The organism is Variovorax sp. FW305-3-2-15-B-LB1 (assembly GCF_058787635.1).
This window is the reverse complement of record NZ_JBYSZY010000036.1, coordinates 26,631-42,280: the sequence shown is the minus strand read 5'-3', so window position 1 is coordinate 42,280 and position 15,650 is coordinate 26,631. Positions and strand designations below refer to the sequence as shown.

Annotated in this window: 17 protein-coding genes; 15 read left to right on the top strand and 2 right to left on the bottom strand. The window is 69.2% G+C overall.

Features of this window, described 5'->3' with window-relative positions; all coding sequences use genetic code 11:
* Positions 1–30 precede the first annotated feature (30 nt).
* From AC3WQR_RS20995 to AC3WQR_RS20960, 8 genes are all read left to right on the top strand, one after another.
* On the top strand, positions 31–795 hold the full coding sequence (locus AC3WQR_RS20995) for an AraC family transcriptional regulator (protein ID WP_492743396.1): 765 nt from the start codon (positions 31–33) through the stop codon (positions 793–795).
* A 74-nt stretch (positions 796–869) separates the two neighbouring features.
* Entirely contained in the window at positions 870–1,310 is a 441-nt protein-coding gene (locus AC3WQR_RS20990; RefSeq protein ID WP_492743394.1) for a surface-adhesin E family protein, read from the top strand.
* A 170-nt stretch (positions 1,311–1,480) separates the two neighbouring features.
* Positions 1,481–2,854, top strand: a complete 1,374-nt coding sequence (gene chrA / locus AC3WQR_RS20985) for a chromate efflux transporter (RefSeq protein WP_492743392.1) — start codon at positions 1,481–1,483, stop codon at positions 2,852–2,854.
* Between the two features lie 10 nt (positions 2,855–2,864).
* A complete protein-coding gene (locus AC3WQR_RS20980; protein WP_492743390.1) occupies positions 2,865–3,791 on the top strand; it encodes a Fe-Mn family superoxide dismutase in 927 nt (308 codons plus the stop codon).
* Positions 3,788–4,246, top strand: coding sequence for a chromate resistance protein ChrB domain-containing protein (locus tag AC3WQR_RS20975; protein ID WP_492743387.1), 459 nt, complete (start codon positions 3,788–3,790; stop codon positions 4,244–4,246). Before AC3WQR_RS20980 ends, AC3WQR_RS20975 begins: the two co-directional genes overlap by 4 nt.
* A 132-nt stretch (positions 4,247–4,378) precedes the next feature.
* Entirely contained in the window at positions 4,379–4,675 is a 297-nt protein-coding gene (locus tag AC3WQR_RS20970) for a hypothetical protein (protein ID WP_492743385.1), read from the top strand.
* A 35-nt stretch (positions 4,676–4,710) separates the two neighbouring features.
* Positions 4,711–5,085 carry a DUF2845 domain-containing protein gene (locus AC3WQR_RS20965; RefSeq protein WP_492743383.1) on the top strand — a complete coding sequence of 125 codons (375 nt, stop codon included), beginning with the start codon at positions 4,711–4,713 and terminating at the stop codon, positions 5,083–5,085.
* A gap of 205 nt (positions 5,086–5,290) precedes the next feature.
* A complete protein-coding gene (locus AC3WQR_RS20960) occupies positions 5,291–6,106 on the top strand; it encodes a class I SAM-dependent methyltransferase (RefSeq protein ID WP_492743381.1) in 816 nt (271 codons plus the stop codon).
* 7 nt (positions 6,107–6,113) lie between these two features.
* Here the strand turns inward: AC3WQR_RS20960 and AC3WQR_RS20955 are convergent, their stop codons facing one another.
* Both AC3WQR_RS20955 and AC3WQR_RS20950 read right to left on the bottom strand, forming a co-directional pair.
* Positions 6,114–6,464: a DUF2200 domain-containing protein gene (locus tag AC3WQR_RS20955; RefSeq protein WP_492743379.1), complete on the bottom strand. Its 351-nt coding sequence runs from the start codon at positions 6,462–6,464 to the stop codon at positions 6,114–6,116.
* Positions 6,465–6,507: 43 nt separating this feature from the next.
* Positions 6,508–7,221 (bottom strand): helix-turn-helix domain-containing protein, encoded by a 714-nt coding sequence (locus AC3WQR_RS20950; RefSeq protein WP_159277893.1) that lies wholly within the window; start codon positions 7,219–7,221, stop codon positions 6,508–6,510.
* Between the two features lie 204 nt (positions 7,222–7,425).
* On the opposite strand from AC3WQR_RS20950, the gene AC3WQR_RS20945 reads away from it, so the two are divergent.
* Genes AC3WQR_RS20945 through AC3WQR_RS20915 form a run of 7 tightly spaced genes read left to right on the top strand, consistent with a single transcriptional unit; the run spans position 7,426 to position 15,641 of the window.
* Positions 7,426–8,580, top strand: coding sequence for an NAD(P)/FAD-dependent oxidoreductase (locus tag AC3WQR_RS20945; RefSeq protein WP_492743377.1), 1,155 nt, complete (start codon positions 7,426–7,428; stop codon positions 8,578–8,580).
* A gap of 44 nt (positions 8,581–8,624) precedes the next feature.
* Positions 8,625–10,076, top strand: coding sequence for a M81 family metallopeptidase (locus tag AC3WQR_RS20940; protein ID WP_159274575.1), 1,452 nt, complete (start codon positions 8,625–8,627; stop codon positions 10,074–10,076).
* A 46-nt stretch (positions 10,077–10,122) separates the two neighbouring features.
* A complete protein-coding gene (locus AC3WQR_RS20935) occupies positions 10,123–11,700 on the top strand; it encodes an ABC transporter substrate-binding protein (protein ID WP_492743375.1) in 1,578 nt (525 codons plus the stop codon).
* A 16-nt stretch (positions 11,701–11,716) separates the two neighbouring features.
* Positions 11,717–12,652, top strand: a complete 936-nt coding sequence (locus AC3WQR_RS20930; RefSeq protein WP_056574393.1) for an ABC transporter permease — start codon at positions 11,717–11,719, stop codon at positions 12,650–12,652.
* A gap of 25 nt (positions 12,653–12,677) precedes the next feature.
* The gene (locus AC3WQR_RS20925; protein WP_307584798.1) at positions 12,678–13,595 is read left to right on the top strand and encodes an ABC transporter permease; all 918 of its coding nucleotides are present in this window, start codon (positions 12,678–12,680) and stop codon (positions 13,593–13,595) included.
* Positions 13,596–13,608: 13 nt separating this feature from the next.
* On the top strand, positions 13,609–14,643 hold the full coding sequence (locus tag AC3WQR_RS20920; RefSeq protein ID WP_492743373.1) for an ABC transporter ATP-binding protein: 1,035 nt from the start codon (positions 13,609–13,611) through the stop codon (positions 14,641–14,643).
* Positions 14,640–15,641, top strand: a complete 1,002-nt coding sequence (locus AC3WQR_RS20915) for an ABC transporter ATP-binding protein (RefSeq protein WP_492743371.1) — start codon at positions 14,640–14,642, stop codon at positions 15,639–15,641. The genes AC3WQR_RS20920 and AC3WQR_RS20915 overlap by 4 nt, the downstream gene beginning before the upstream one ends.
* Positions 15,642–15,650: the final 9 nt, after the last annotated feature.

The following is a 15,650-nucleotide window of genomic DNA, read 5'->3' as shown; positions in this document are numbered from 1 at the left end:
GCGTTCCGGCCAACCCCTGAATCCACTGCCGTGCGCAACCAGCCTCTCGACACCCTCGACCCCACGCCCCGCGCCGTGCTGGCCATCGGCACCGACTACGCGCCCGGCACCCTGCTCGAAATGCACAGCCACCGCCGCGCCCAGTTTCTCTACGGTGCGACCGGGCTGATGGAGGTGGGCACGGACGACGGCGCCTGGGTCGTGCCGCCCCACAGCGGTGTCTGGATTCCGGCGGGCAAGCCGCACCGGGTGCGGATGGTGGGCGTCAGCACCCGCAGCCTCTACATCGAGCCGGCCGCCGCGCCGCGCGGCGGTCCGCAGTGCGAAGTGCTGGCGGTGTCGCCGCTGCTGCGGCAGCTGTTGATCGAGGCCATCGACGTGCCGGCGCTGTACGACGAACGCGGCCGCGACGGCCTGTTGATGTCGCTGGTGCTGCAGGAGGTCGGCCGCGCGGCGGCCCTGCCCTTCTTTGCGCCGCTGCCGGGCGAGCCGCGGCTGGCGGCGCTGTGCATCGCCTTCCTGCACGCGCCCGACGTGCGCACCTCGCCCCTGGCCTGGGCGCAGCAGCTGCACCAGAGCGAACGCACCTTCAGCCGGTTCTTTCGCCTGCACACCGGCATAGCGTTCGCCGAATGGCGCAGCCAGGCCTGCCTGCTCTCGGCCATGGCCCAGCTGGCAACAGGCCGCTCGGTGACTGCGGTGGCGCTTCAGCTGGGCTACGACAGCCCGGGCGCCTTCTCCACCATGTTCCGCAAGCGGCTGGGGCAGAAGCCTTCGGCGTTCATCGCGGCCTGAGGCGCAGGTTCTCGCTCGCGGCGATGCATGGCATCCTTCGCCTGCTTGCCACCGATTCACAGGGAGTGAAACCAATGAAGCCTCGTCTGCCCAAGCACCGCGCCGTGCTGGCATGCCACCTTGTCGCCTCCACCTGCGCTGCAGCGGCCTTGCTGGCTGCAGTTGCCACACACGCCGCCGACACCTGGACCGAGATCGCCACCACCCCGCGCAAGCAGGTGCTGCTGCAGCGCGATTCGGTCAAGCCGCATGGCGATGCCGTGGAAGCGTGGACGCTCTACCGCTACGACGAACTGCAGACCGACGTGGGCAAGACCCCGTTTCGCACCTCGCGCTATCTCTACGACTACGACTGCAAGGGCCGGCGCGAAAAGATGCGCCGCGTGGTGAGCCACAACGGGCCGCTGGAAGTGCACGACATCGACCTCGCCCGGCGCAGCGAGTGGAAGGCCGTGGGCGGTCCGACCACGGTGAGCGGGATCGTGTTCAAGCGCGTGTGCGCGCAGGTGCGCTGACCGAAAAGAAGCACGGGTGCGTTCCAGCAATGTGAAGAGGGCCTGAGGGCCCTGCGTTGCCAGCAGGAACGGCCACTGCTACGATGCCCTTCCGCGGGAAAACAGCCTCCCGCGCTGCAAAGCAAGACGGTGTCCCGTCCAAGCGCTGGTGACCCTCAACGGAGTTTTCCGTGGACACCGCCTTGCCTGACGCCCCCTCTGCGCTTCCTGCGCCCCCCACGCCTATTTCCTTTGCCGAAGCGTTTCGCTTCTGGCTCAAGCTCGGCTTCATCAGCTTCGGCGGGCCCGCCGGGCAGATCGCGATCATGCATGCGGAGCTGGTCGAGCGACGGCGATGGATCAGCGAGAAGCGCTTCCTGCATGCGCTGAACTTCTGCATGCTGCTGCCCGGCCCCGAGGCGCAGCAACTGGCCACCTACATCGGCTGGCTCATGCACCGCACACGCGGCGGCCTCGTGGCCGGCGCCCTGTTCGTGCTGCCCTCGCTGTTCATCCTCATCGCGCTGTCGTGGGTCTACCTGCGCTTCGGCAACGTGCCGGTGGTGGCCGGCATCTTCTACGGCATCAAGCCCGCGGTCACCGCGCTGGTGCTGCACGCGGCACACCGCATCGGCAGCCGCGCGTTGAAGAACCGGTGGATGTGGGGCATCGCCGCCGCGGCCTTCATCGCCATCTTCGCGTTCGACGCGCCGTTTCCGGCGATCGTGCTGGCCGCCGGCCTCATCGGCCACGTCGGCGCGCGATGGGCGCCCGAGGTGTTCGCACTCGGCGGCGGCCATGGCAGCGCGCAGCAGCACTACGGCCCGGCGCTGATCGACGACGACACGCCCACGCCGGCGCACGCGCGCTTTTCACGCGCGCACCTGCTCAAGATCCTGGGCATCGGCCTGGGCCTGTGGCTGCTGGCCATGGGCGTGCTCGTCGCGACCCAGGGCCTGCACGGCACGCTCACGCAGATGGGGTGGTTCTTCACCAAGGCCGCGCTGCTGACCTTCGGCGGCGCCTATGCCGTGCTGCCCTACGTGTACCAGGGGGCCGTCGAGCAGTACCACTGGCTCTCCGGCGCGCAGATGATCGACGGGCTGGCGCTGGGAGAAACCACGCCGGGGCCGCTCATCATGGTGGTGGCCTTCGTCGGCTTTGTCGGCGGCTGGCTGACGCAGGTGCTGGGGCCCGATTCGCTGTTCCTCGGCGGCGCGCTGGCGGCGACGGTCGTCACCTTCTTTACCTTCCTGCCCTCGTTCATCTTCATCCTGGCCGGCGGGCCCGCCATCGAGGCCACGCACGGCCGGCTGGGCTTCACGGCACCGCTGTCGGCGATCACCGCAGCGGTGGTGGGCGTGATCCTGAACCTGGCGCTGTTCTTCGCGTACCACGTGCTCTGGCCGCACGGTTTCGCGGGCCGCTTCGACGCGATCTCGGCGGTGATGGCCGTGGCCGCGGCAATCGCCCTGTTCCGCTTCAAAGTCGGCGTGATGACGTTGCTCGGTGCCTGCGCGGCCATCGGGCTGGCGCTCACGTGGCTGCCTGCCCTGCCGCGCTGAAGGAGTTCCCATGGACGCCCGACCCCAACCATTGCCCTTCGACCCCGCCACGCTGCGCGGGCTGTCGCAGAAGCTTCTGAACAGCCATCACCAGAACAACTATGGCGGCGCCGTCAAGCGCCTCAACGCCATCCGCGCGCAGCTCGCCACGGCATCGTTCGCCGCCATGCCCGGCTTCGCGCTCAACGGCCTCAAGCGCGAAGAACTCATCGCCACCAACTCGATGCTGCTGCACGAGCTGTACTTCGCATCGCTCGGTGGCGATGGCCGGACGATGGAGCCCGCCATGGCGCTCGCCCTGGCGGCAAATTTCGGCAGCGTCGATCGATGGCGCGAGGAATTCGCAGCGATGGGCAAGGCGCTTGGCGGCGGCTCGGGCTGGGTGCTGCTCACCTTCCAGCCGCGCGAGGGCACGCTGGTCAACCAATGGGCTGCTGACCACACCCATGCGCTGGCGGGCGGCATGCCGCTGCTGGCGCTGGACATGTACGAGCACGCCTACCACCTGGACCACGGCGCCGCCGCCGGTGCGTACGTCGATGCCTTCATGGCCAACATCGACTGGGCCCCGGTGTACGCGCGCTACCAGCAGGCGGTGCACGCTGCCAGCGAACCCTTCGGCGCGGCGCAGGACGACGTGGCCGGCTCGATGCTGCTCGACGTGCGCCGTGCCGGCGTGTTCGCGCAGGCCGCGTCGATGCTCCCCGGTGCCCGCTGGCGCGACCCGGCCGCGGTCGAGCACTGGGCCGTCGAGCTCCCGGTCGACCGCGCGCTCGTCGTCTACTGCGTGTACGGCCACGAGGTGGGACGCAGCACGGCCCTGCGGCTGCGCGCTGCGGGCCTGGATGCACGTTATCTGCGCGGCGGCATCGACGGCTGGCAGGCCGCCGGCCGGCCGCTCGAACCCAAGCCTGCCGACCCAGGAGCAACGCCATGAAATGGATCACCCGCGAACGCCCGAAGATCGACCGCATCGCTTGCCCGTGGCTGATCCTGCGCTTCATCGACCGCGAGGCCGAGTTTCTCTACGTGCCGCCGGTCGACGTGCTGGCGATGGCGCAAAGCACCGGCGCCACGCCCTACGACATTCCGGGCGTGGAGATGAGCCACGTCGGCGAGCGCTGCAGCTTCGACGCCTTCCTCGCGAAGTACCGGCTCGCCGAGCCTGCGCTGCACCAGATGGCCGACATCGTGCGCGGTGCGGACACCTCGCGGCTCGACCTCACGCCGCAGTCGGCAGGGCTCTACGCCATCTCGCTGGGCCTGTCGCGCGTGTTTGCCGACGACCACGCCATGCTGCAGCACGGGCTGGTGATGTACGACGCTCTGTATGCGTGGTGCAGCGAAGGCCGCGGCGAGACGCACAACTGGCCGCCGAAGATGCCGGCGTGAAGCGGGTCGGAGGACGATGACCTGCCTTGCCGGAAGCGCGCTAACATTTCGCCCGGCTCCGCCGCACCACCCGGGTCGGACCCTTGAGCGCACAGCGACAACCCAGGGTGTCACCGCAAATGGAGCGTCCCGATGTGGAGCATCCTGGCCGACCTTGTCGTCGGCATCTTCGATTTCGTTCTCGATGTCCTGCTGTTCCGCGGCCTGCGCCGCAAGCACGGCCAGCGCAACCGCGGCGTGGCGGAAGACACCGTCGAGGTCGCGCGCTTCGACTTCGTCACGCTGACTTTCATCGCGCTGGTCAGCGTCGGCTTGATGCTGATCCTGGCGCTCGGATTCGATGTGCCGGCGGGCTGGAGCGTGGGCATCGGCATCACCGTCGGCGCGATCTGGGGCCTCTGGCGGTACGCCCAGCTGGTTCGTGAGTGAGTGATGCGCACATGAAGCATTCAAGAGGGTCAACGATGCCGCGCGCGGCTCGTTTCGCACGCTTGGCCACCGGGGTTTCGATCGCAGCGGCCGCTTTGCTGATCGCCAGTTCCGCGTCAGCACAGTCCCTCGCCTGCAACGGCTACCTCGTCGGAAAAGGGGCGTCGCCCGCGACCTTGCTCCAGACCTGCGGCGAACCGGTCTACCGGCAAGCCGTCTGCGTGCCGATGGTGCAGCTCGGCTGGGTCCTCACGCCGTATCGGCCAGGCAGCCCCGAGGCCGTGCTCGCCAATCAATGCGTCCCGATGGAGGAATGGACCTACGACCGGGGTCCGGGCACCTTCTTCGGCATCGTGCGCATCTACAACGGCGCCATCGAATCGGTGCGCGATGGGGACCGCGGCCGTTAGGGGGTCGACCGATCGGCGCGCCCGAAACGCCCGGCAACATCTCCGGTACCCACTACAGGGGAGGACGCCCGCGCAACGGCGTTGACGACGATGCCTGGCAGGGCCACCATGGCCCATCGTCCCCGTCACGCATGCCCAAACAGGCAACGGACTCATTGGAGCAAGGGAGCAGGCCCGCTCTGTTCAGAGCTTTCAAGGAGTTCCCATGGCCGACGAAAGCGACAAGGTGTTCGCGGGCTCGATCCCGAAGTTCTACGACACGCTGATGGTCCCCCTGATCTTCGAGGGCTACGCCGTCGACGCTGCCGCCCTGGTCGCTGCGTTCTCGCCCGGCGCGGTGCTGGAAACGGCGGCCGGCAGCGGCGCGGTCACGCGGATGCTGGCACCCCAGCTTGGCGCCGGTGCGCGCTACGTGGTGACCGACCTCAACCCCGCCATGCTCGACTATGCCGTCACCCGCCAGGCAACCGACAACCGCATCGAATGGCTGCAGGCCGACGCGCTCGCCCTGCCGTTCGAGAATGCGTCGTTCGATGTGGTCCTGTGCCAGTTCGGCGCCATGTTCTTCCCTGACCGGGTCGCCGGCCACAGCGAGGCGCGCCGCGTGCTGAAACCCGGCGGGCGCTTCGTGTTCAGCGTCTGGGACCGCATCGAAGACAACGCCTTCGCCGACGACGTCACCCGCGCCGTCGCCACCGTGTTCCCGGACGACCCGCCGCGCTTTCTCGCGCGCACGCCGCACGGCTACCACGACGTCGCACAGATCCGCGACGACCTGCGCCGCGCGGGGTTCACCGACATCGAGGTCCAGACGCACGAGAAGCTGAGCCGCTCGCCCTCGGCACGCGAAGTGGCGGTGGCCTACTGCCAGGGCACGCCGCTGCGCAACGAGATCGAGGCGCGCGACGCGAGCCTGCTCCAGCTCGCGACCGACCGCGCGGAGGAGGCGATTGCCAGCCGGCATGGCACCGGCCCGGTGGCAGGGAAGATCCAGGCGCACGTCATCGTGGCGACGGGCTAGACACGCACTACGCCCGCAGGATCTTCTCGATCGCCTTGCCCTTGGCCAGCTCATCGACCAGCTTGTCCATGTAGCGGATCTTCTGCATCAGCGGGTCTTCGACTTCCTCGACGCGCACGCCGCACACCACGCCCTTGATCAGCGCGCGGTTCGGATGCAGCGCCGGGGCCTGGGCGAAGAAGGTCCTGAAATCGGTCTGCTGTTCGATCTGCTGCTGCAGCCCCGCCGCGTCGTAGCCGGTGAGCCAGCAGATGACTTCGTCGACCTCTTCCTTCGTGCGATTCTTGCGCTCCGCTTTCTGGACGTACATGGGGTACACCTTGGCGAACGGCATCGCGAAAATCTTGTGCTCGGACATCGTCATGTCTCCTTCATGTCGGGCCGCAGGCTGACGCGGGCGCTCAGCCCTTGCGGCCACCTGCAGTCTTCTTCGCCGCCACGGTCTTGCGCGCCGGCTTCATCGCAGGCGCCTCGCGCGCCGACTTCATGTGCCCGCTCTCCCCCGAGGTCATGCCCACGATCTTCGCGAGCTGGCGGCTCACGCTCACGTAGGCATGGCCGAGGCGGCTGTCGAAGTACAGCGAGTCGCCGCGCGCCAGGCGCACCACTTCGCCGTTGTCGAAGTACACGTCGATCTCGCCCGACAGCACGTAGGCGAACTCTTCGCCCGTGTGGCGCACGAAGTCCTCGGGGCCATTGATGCGGCGCGCGTGCACGGTGCCGACGATGGGGCTCATCTGCTTGCCGGCGGCGGTGGTGCCCAGGAACTCGTAGGCGATGGCCAGCCCCTTGTAGACCACGCCCTTGCCCGCGCGCGTGACGACCGGGCCGTCGAGCTGCTCGGGCTTGACGCCCGCGCCCGCGAACATGGCGTTCATGTCCATCTCGAGCGCGCGGCCCAGCGCGGTGAAGTTCTCGTAGCCGAGCGCGAGCTGGCCGCGCTCGGCGCGCGAGATGGTGGTGATCGACACGCCGGAGCGCTCGGCCAGTTGCGCCAGCGTCCAGCCGAAACGCTTGCGCGCGGTGCGCAGGCGATGGCCGAAAGTGGTGCGGTCCAGCGTGGGCGGCTCTTCCTTCGGCTTCGCCCCGCCCCGGTTCCCTGTGTGTGGAGTCACGCTTGGCTTTCTCTAGGTATGCCGGGTGATTCTGCCAGCCCCGCGCCCGGCCGGCCACGCACGGCGCGACAGCCCCGGCATGCGTTTTGCGTATGCGCAAATTGCGTGTACGCAAATTTCACCTCGGTGGTGCACCCATGGTTTCCCCTTGGTTGGCGCAAATCAATTTGCGTATCCGCAAATTTCTACCTACACTTTTCGGCGATGACAACAAGCACAACCACTCCCGTCGTGGCCGACTACCTCGTGATCGGCGGCGGCATCGCCGGGGCCTCGGTGGCCCACTGGCTCGCCCCGCATGCCCGCGTGATCCTGCTCGAACGCGAAGCCCAGCCGGGCTACCACTCCACCGGCCGTTCGGCCGCGCTCTTCATGGAGAGCTACGGCACGCCGCAGGTGCGCGCCCTCACCATGGCCAGCCGCGCCTTCCTCGAACACCCGCCCGAAGGCTTCGCCGAGCACCCGCTGCTCACGCCGCGCGGCGCGATGATGGTCGCGGGCACCGAGCACCTGCACGAGCTCGAAGCGCACTGGGAGCTGTTGCGCGCCATGGACGTCGGCGCCCAGCGCCTCGATGGCGAGCAGGCGCGCGAGATGGTGCCGGCGCTGCGCCCCGAGCAGGTGGCCGGCGCGGTGTACGAACCCGACGCCTCCGACATGGACGTGCACGCCATCCACCAGGGCTACCTGCGCGGCATGCGCCAGGCCGGCGGCAAGCTGGTGTGCGACGCCGATGTCACGGCCATGGAACGCGTAGGCGACCGCTGGCGCGTGACGGCGGGTGGCACGGTGTACGAAGCGCCCGTGGTGCTCAACGCAGCCGGTGCCTGGGTCGACACCATCGCGCAGCTGGCGGGCGTGCGCCCGCTGGGCATCGAGCCGCGCCGCCGCTCGGCCTTCATCTTCGCGCCGCCCGAGGGCCAAAGCGTGGCCCACTGGCCGATGGTGTTCGCCGCCGACGAGGGCTGGTACATCAAGCCCGACGCCGGCATGCTGCTGGGCTCGCCGGCCAACGCCGACCCGGTCGAGCCGCAGGACGTGCAGCCCGAAGAGATGGACATCGCCATCGCCATGCACCGCATCGAGGAGGCGACCACGCTCGCCATCCGCCGCCCCACGCGCACCTGGGCCGGCCTGCGTTCCTTCGTGGCCGACGGCGACCTGGTGGGTGGCTTCGCGCCCGACGCGCCCGGCTTCTTCTGGGTCGCGGCGCAAGGCGGCTACGGCATCCAGACCTCGGCCGCCATGGGCGAGGCCTGCGCCGCGCTGGCACGCGGCCTGCCGCTGCCCGAGCGCATCGCGGGCTTCGGGCTCACAGCCGAGATGCTCGGCCCGCAGCGGCTGCGCACGGCCGGCTGATCCGCTCCTTCCCCCACAACAAATCCTCCCCACGAGAAATCACCATGCGTGTCTTCAGTGCTTCCCTCGCGACCGAAACCAACACCTTCGGCCCGATGCCGACCGGCATCGCCTCCTTCAAGGACCGCGGCTACTTTCCCGCCGGCCAGCATCCCGATGCGCTGACGATCTACTCGGGCCCGCTGTGGGCCGCGCGCATCCGCGGCAAGGAAAAGGGCTGGACGCTCCTCGAAGGCATGGTGGCGGGCGCGCAGCCCAGCGGCATCACCACGCGCCACGCCTACGAAACCCTGCGCGACGAGATGCTGAACGACCTGCGCGCCGCGCTGCCGGTCGACATGGTGCTGCTCGGCCTGCACGGCGCGATGGTGGCCGACGGCTACGACGACTGCGAAGGCGACATGCTGGCGCGCGTGCGCCAGATCGTGGGCCCTGACGTGGTGATCGGCGCGGAGCTCGACCCACACAACCACCTCACGCCCGCCATGGTGGACAACGCCAACGTGATGGTCTCCTTCAAGGAGTACCCGCACACCGACGTGCTCGAACGCGGGCTGGAGCTGGTCGACATCTGCGCCGCAGCCGTCGAAGGCAAGGTCAAGCCAGTGGTCGCGATGGTCGACTGCGACATCATCGTCACCGTCCACACCTCGCGCGAACCGGCGCGCAGCTTCGTGCAGCGCATGCAGGCGCTCGAAGGCAAGGACGGCGTGCTCTCGGTCTCGCTCACGCACGGCTTCTCGTGGGGCGACGTGCCCGAGATGGGCACCAAGGTGCTGGTCTACACCGACGGCGACCAAGCGAAGGCCAATGCGCTGGCACGGCAGCTGGCCGACGAAGTCATCGCCATGCGCGACGGCCTCACGGTCAACTACCCCAGCATCGACGACTCGCTCGACGAGGCCCTGGCCTTCGACGGCGGCCCCGTGGTGTTGGCCGACGGCGCCGACAACCCCGGCGGCGGCGCGGCGAGCGACTCCACCTTCATCCTGCGCCGCATGCTGGAGCGCGGCATCACCAACGCCGCGCTCGGCCCGATGTGGGACCCGATCGCCGTGCGCATCGCCTTCGACGCCGGCGTGGGCGCCAGGCTGCAGATGCGCATCGGCGGCAAGATCAGCCCGCTGTCGGGCGACCCGCTGGACCTCGAATGCACCGTGAAGGCGCTGAAGGAAGACCTGGTGATGACCGGCCTGTCGAACACGCCCACCGCCATGGGCGACTGCGCGCTGGTCGAGGTCAACGGCATCGACATCGTGCTGATCACGCGGCGCAACCAGGCCATGGGCACCGACCTGTTCACGCAGCTGGGCTGCGACCTGGCGGCCAAGAAGATCGTGGTCGTCAAGTCGTCGCAGCACTTCTACGCGTCGTACTCGCAGGTGGCCAAGCACGTGATCTACGCCGGCGCACCGGGCGCCGTGACGCTCGACCTCACCACCCTGCCGTACCGCAAGGCTCGCCTGCCCAAGTGGCCCATCGGCGTCGCTGCCTGAACTCTCTCTTTCTTTTTTGTTTCGCCCCACCGACCGGAGAACGACGATGACCCGACGAACGCTTGCTGCCCTCGCTGCCCTGGCCCTTTCGGCCGCCAGCCTTCCCGCGCTCGCCCAGACGCCGCCCAAGACACTCAAGGTGGTGGCGCATGCCGACCTGAAGATCCTCGACCCGACCTTCACCACGGCCTACATCTCGCGCAACTTCGGCCACATGGTGTACGACACGCTGTTCGCGCAGGACGCGACCGGCAAGCCGCAGCCGCAGATGGTCGAGAAGTACACGACCTCGAAAGACGGCAGGCAGTGGAGCTTCACGCTGCGCCCCGGCCTGAAGTTCTCCGACGGCGCCGCCGTGACCTCGGCCGACGCCGTGGCCTCGCTGCAGCGCTGGGCGGCGCGCGACAGCCTGGGCCGCGCCATGACGGCCGTCGGCGCCGAGTGGAAGGCCACCGACGCGCGCACGCTCACGCTCACGCTCAACGAGCCCTTCGGCATGGTGCTCGACGCGCTGGCCAAGCCCTCGGGCTTTCCGCCGGTGATCCTGCCCGAGCGCATCGCCAAGCTGCCGGCCACCGCGCCCCTCACCGAAGTCGTCGGGTCGGGGCCCTTCATCTTCAAGCGTGACGAATGGGTGCCGGGCAACAAGACGGTGTTCGTGCGCAACCCGAACTACGTGGCGCGCAGCGAGCCGCCGAGCGGCCTGGCCGGCAGCAAGAAGACCAGCCTCGACCGCGTCGAATGGCTCTACCTGCCCGACGCCAACAGCGCGATCTCGGCGCTCAAGCGCGGCGAGGTCGACTACATCGAGCAGCTGGCGCCCGACTACATCGCGCCGCTGCGCACCGACAGCAACATCAAGATCGGCTCCGGCGGCGCCTACCAGGGCTTCCTGGTGATGAACCAGCTGCACCCGCCCTTCGACAACCCGAAGGTGCGCCAGGCGCTGCTGCAGGCCGTGAACCAGGAACGCTTCGTCGCGGCCATGGGCTTCCCGCTGGACATGCGCATGGCCTACTGCGCCACCTGGTTCATCTGCGGCAGCCCCAACGACACCTCGGCCGGCGCGGAACCCTTCCGCAAGGCCGACGTCGCCAAGGCGAAGAAGATGCTGGCCGACGCCGGCTACAAGGGCGAGAAGGTGGTGCTGATGGTGCCCAGCGACGTGCCCTACCTCAACGCCGAGGCGCTGATGGCCGCGCAGACCATGAAGAGCATCGGCCTGAACGTCGATGCACAGACCATGGACTGGGCCTCGATCGGCGCGCGCCGCGCCAAGCGCGATGCGTCCGACGCCGGCGGCTGGAACATGTACGTCACGGTGGCCGGCGAGTTCGACGTGAACTCGCCCATCAGCAACGCCTACCTGGGCGCGGCCTGCGGCAACACGCTGCCCGGCTGGCCCTGCGACAAGAAACTCGACGAGCTGCGCACCGCCTGGCTGAAGGAAACCGTGCCGGCCAAGCGCAAGGAACTGCTCGACGCCTTCCAGTCGCGCGCCTACGAGGCCGTGCCGTACATCAACGCGGGCCAGTACTCGGCCGCGTTCGCGGCGCGCGCCAGCATCAAGGGGCTGGACAAGATGTGGGCCGGCCTGCCCACCGTCTGGATGCTCGACAAGTAAGCCGCCGCGCACCGCCATGGGCTACATCGTTCGACGCTTTCTTTCCACGCTGCCGGTGATGGCGGTGGTGGCCGTGGTGGTGTTCCTGCTGATCCACCTGTCGCCCGGCGACCCGGCCGCGCTCATCGCGGGCGACCTCGCCACCACCGAGGACATCGACAAGCTGCGCGCCGCGCTCGGCCTGAACCTGCCGCTGTGGCAGCAGTTCGGGCTGTGGATCGGCAAGATCTTCACCGGCGACCTGGGCACCTCGATCTTCACGCAGGTGCCGGTGACTCAGCTGCTCGGCCAGCGGCTGGAGCCCACGGTGTCGATCGCGGCGCTGACCATGCTCATCACGCTGGTGACGGCCGTGCCGCTGGGCACGCTCGCGGCCTACTGCGCGGGCACCTGGATCGACCGCCTCGTGATGCTGTTCGCCGTGCTGGCCTTCTCGGTGCCGGTGTTCCTCGTGGGCTACCTGCTGGTCTACACCTTCGCGGTGCAGCTGCCGTGGTTTCCGGTGCAAGGCTACGTGAACTTCTCCGAAGGCCCCGGCGCCTGGCTGCGCGCGCTGGTGCTGCCCTGCGTGAACCTGGCGCTGGTGTACATCGCGCTGGTGACGCGCATGACGCGCGCCACCGTGCTCGAGGTGCTGCACGAGGACTACATCCGCACCGCGCGCGCCAAGGGCCTGGGCGTGCTGCCGGTGCTCGGCCACGCGCTGCGCAACGCGGCCATTCCCATCGCCACGACGATCGGCGCGGGCATCGCACTGCTGATCGGCGGCGTGGTGGTCACCGAGACGGTGTTCGCCATTCCGGGCGTGGGCCGGCTGGTGATCGATTCGGTGCAGCGCCACGACTACCCGGTGATCCAGAGCGTGCTGCTGCTGTCGGCGGGGGTATACGTGCTGATCAACCTCCTGATCGACCTGAGCTACCGCCTGTTCGACCCGCGCATCCAGTACTAGAACAAAGAACGAGCCCCACGACGCCATGTCCACTGCCCTGCCCTTGCGCGAAGTCGATGCACCGGTTCCCAACGCCGCTGTCGCCGACGCCGCCGAAGACCCTCCTTTCGTACCGCCGCGCTGGCGCTGGGTGCGCAAGCACCCGACGCTGATCGTCGGCGCGCTGCTGCTCATCGCGGTGGCTGCGCTCTCCATCGCCGCCCCCTGGATCGCCACCCACGACCCGCAGGACATCGACCCGCTGGCGCGCATGCAGCCGGCTTCGGCCGAGCATTGGTTCGGCACCGACGCGCTGGGCCGCGACGTGTTCAGCCGTGCCGTGTGGGGCGGGCGCGTGTCGATGATCGTCGGCGCCTCGGTGGCCGTGCTCGCCACCTTCTTCGGCATCGCGCTGGGCCTGGTGTCGGGCTTCGTGCGCTGGGCCGACGGCCCGATCATGCGGGTGATGGACGGCCTCATGGCCATCCCCGGCATCCTGCTGGCCATTGCGCTCATGGCCGTGACGCGCGCCAGCCTCACCACGGTGATCATCGCCATCACCGTGCCCGAGATTCCGCGCGTGGTGCGGCTGGTGCGCTCGCTGGCGCTCACGCTGCGCGAGCAGCTGTTCGTGGAGGCCGCGCACGCGGTCGGCACGCGGCTGCCGGTGATCCTCGTGCGGCACGTGCTGCCAAACATCGTGGCGCCGCTGGTGGTGCAGGCCACCTTCGTGGCCGCCGCCGCCGTGCTCACCGAGGCCGCGCTGTCCTTCCTCGGCGTGGGCGTGCCTTCGCAGACGCCGAGCTGGGGCAACATGATGGCCGAGGGCCGCAACTTCGTGACCGTGGCCTTCCACATCATCCTGTACCCGGGCCTGCTGCTGGCGGCCACGGTGCTCGCCATCAACCTGCTCGGCGACGGCCTGCGCGATGCGCTCGACCCGCGCCTGGCGCGGCAGCTGTGAAGAGGAACGCGCCATGACCACTCCCATGTCCCAGGCCACCCTCGCCCCCGGCGAGCCCTTGCTCGAGGTCGACAACCTGCGCACCTACTTCAGCACGCTCGCGGGCACGGTGCGCTCGGTCGACGGCGTGTCGTACACCGTGCGCGCGGGCCGCACGCTCGGCGTGGTCGGCGAATCGGGCTGCGGCAAGAGCGTGACGGCGCTCTCGATCCTGCGGCTGGTGCCCACGCCGCCCGGTCGCCACATGGGCGCCGTGCGCCTGCGCGGCACCGACCTGATGCAGCTGAGCGAACGCGAGATGCGCCAGATCCGCGGCAACCGCATCTCGATGATCTTCCAGGAGCCGATGACCTCGCTGAACCCGGTGCTCACCGTGGGCCGGCAGATCGCCGAGACCGTGCAGCTGCACCAGAAGGCCAGCCGTGCCGAGGCGCTGCAGCGCGCGGTCGAGATGCTGCGCCTGGTGCAGATCCCCGAACCCGAGCGGCGCGTGAACGAATACCCGCACCAGCTCTCGGGCGGCATGCGCCAGCGCGTGATGATCGCGCTGGCCCTGGCCTGCAACCCCGAGGTGCTGATCGCCGACGAGCCCACCACCGCGCTCGACGTGACCATCCAGGCGCAGATCCTCGACCTCATCAAGCGGCTGCAGAAAGAGCTGGGCATGGGCGTGGTGATGATCACGCACGACCTGGGCGTGGTGGCCGAGAGCTGCGACCGCGTGGTGGTCATGTACGCCGGCAAGAAGGTGGAAGAGGCCGACGTGGTCGACCTGTTCGACCGCCCGCTGCACCCCTACACCCGCGCGCTGATGGCCTCGATGCCCGCCATGAGCACCTCGAGTGCGCGGCTGCACGAAATTCCGGGCATGGTGCCCGCCGCGCACGAGCTCGGGCGCGGCTGCGCCTTTGCCGCGCGCTGCGCGCAGGCGCGCGAACGCTGCCGCCGCGAGACACCGCCGCTCTCGACGCAGGGCGACGGCCACGTGGTCGCCTGCTTTGCGGTGCAGGAACAATGGACCGACGAGGCTGCCGAGGTGAGCACATGACGACAACCACAACAACATCCGCCAAGGCGCCGCTGCTGCAGGTTCGCGAGCTGCGCAAGCACTACACCTCGCCGCGGCGCTGGCTGCGCCCGACCAAGCCGGCCATCCAGGCGGTCGACGGCGTGTCGTTCAACGTCGGGCACGGCGAGACGCTGTCGCTGGTCGGCGAGTCGGGCTGCGGCAAGACAACCACGGCCAAGTCGGTGATGCGGCTGGTCGAGCCCACCTCGGGCTCGGTGCGGCTGAACGGCGAAGAGCTGCTGACCCTGCCCGCGAACGCGATGCGCCAGCGCCGGCGCGACCTGCAGATCATCTTCCAGGACCCGTACGCCTCGCTGAACCCGCGCCTCACGGCCGGCGACATCGTGGCCGAGCCGCTGCGCAATTTCGGCGACGTGTCGGTGGCCGAGCGGCGCGAGCGCGTGCAGTGGCTGTTCTCGCGCGTGGGCCTGCGGCCCGAGGCGGCGAAGAAGTTTCCGCACGAGTTCTCGGGCGGCCAGCGCCAGCGCCTGGGCATTGCGCGCGCGCTGGCGCTCAACCCCAAGCTGATCGTCTGCGACGAGCCCGTGTCGGCGCTCGACGTGTCGGTGCAGGCGCAGGTGGTCAACCTGCTGATGGACCTGCAGGCCGAGTTCGGCATCGCCTACCTGTTCGTGGCGCACGACCTGGCCGTGGTGCGCCACATCAGCCACCGCGTGGCCGTGATGTACCTCGGCCACATCGTGGAGATCGCCGACCGCGACACGCTGTTCTCGGCGCCGCGCCATCCGTACACCGAGATCCTGCTGTCGGCCGTGCCCGTGCCCAACCCACGCACGCCGGCGCGCCGCCTGCTGCTGCAGGGCGATCCGCCGAGCCCGGCCAACCCGCCCTCGGGCTGCCGCTTTCACACGCGCTGCCCGATGGCGCAGGCCGTGTGCAAGGAGAAGACGCCCGAACTGAGCGAGCGCCCCTCGACTTCCCAGGGCGGCCACTGGGTCGCCTGCCACTTCCGTTGAAAGCATTGC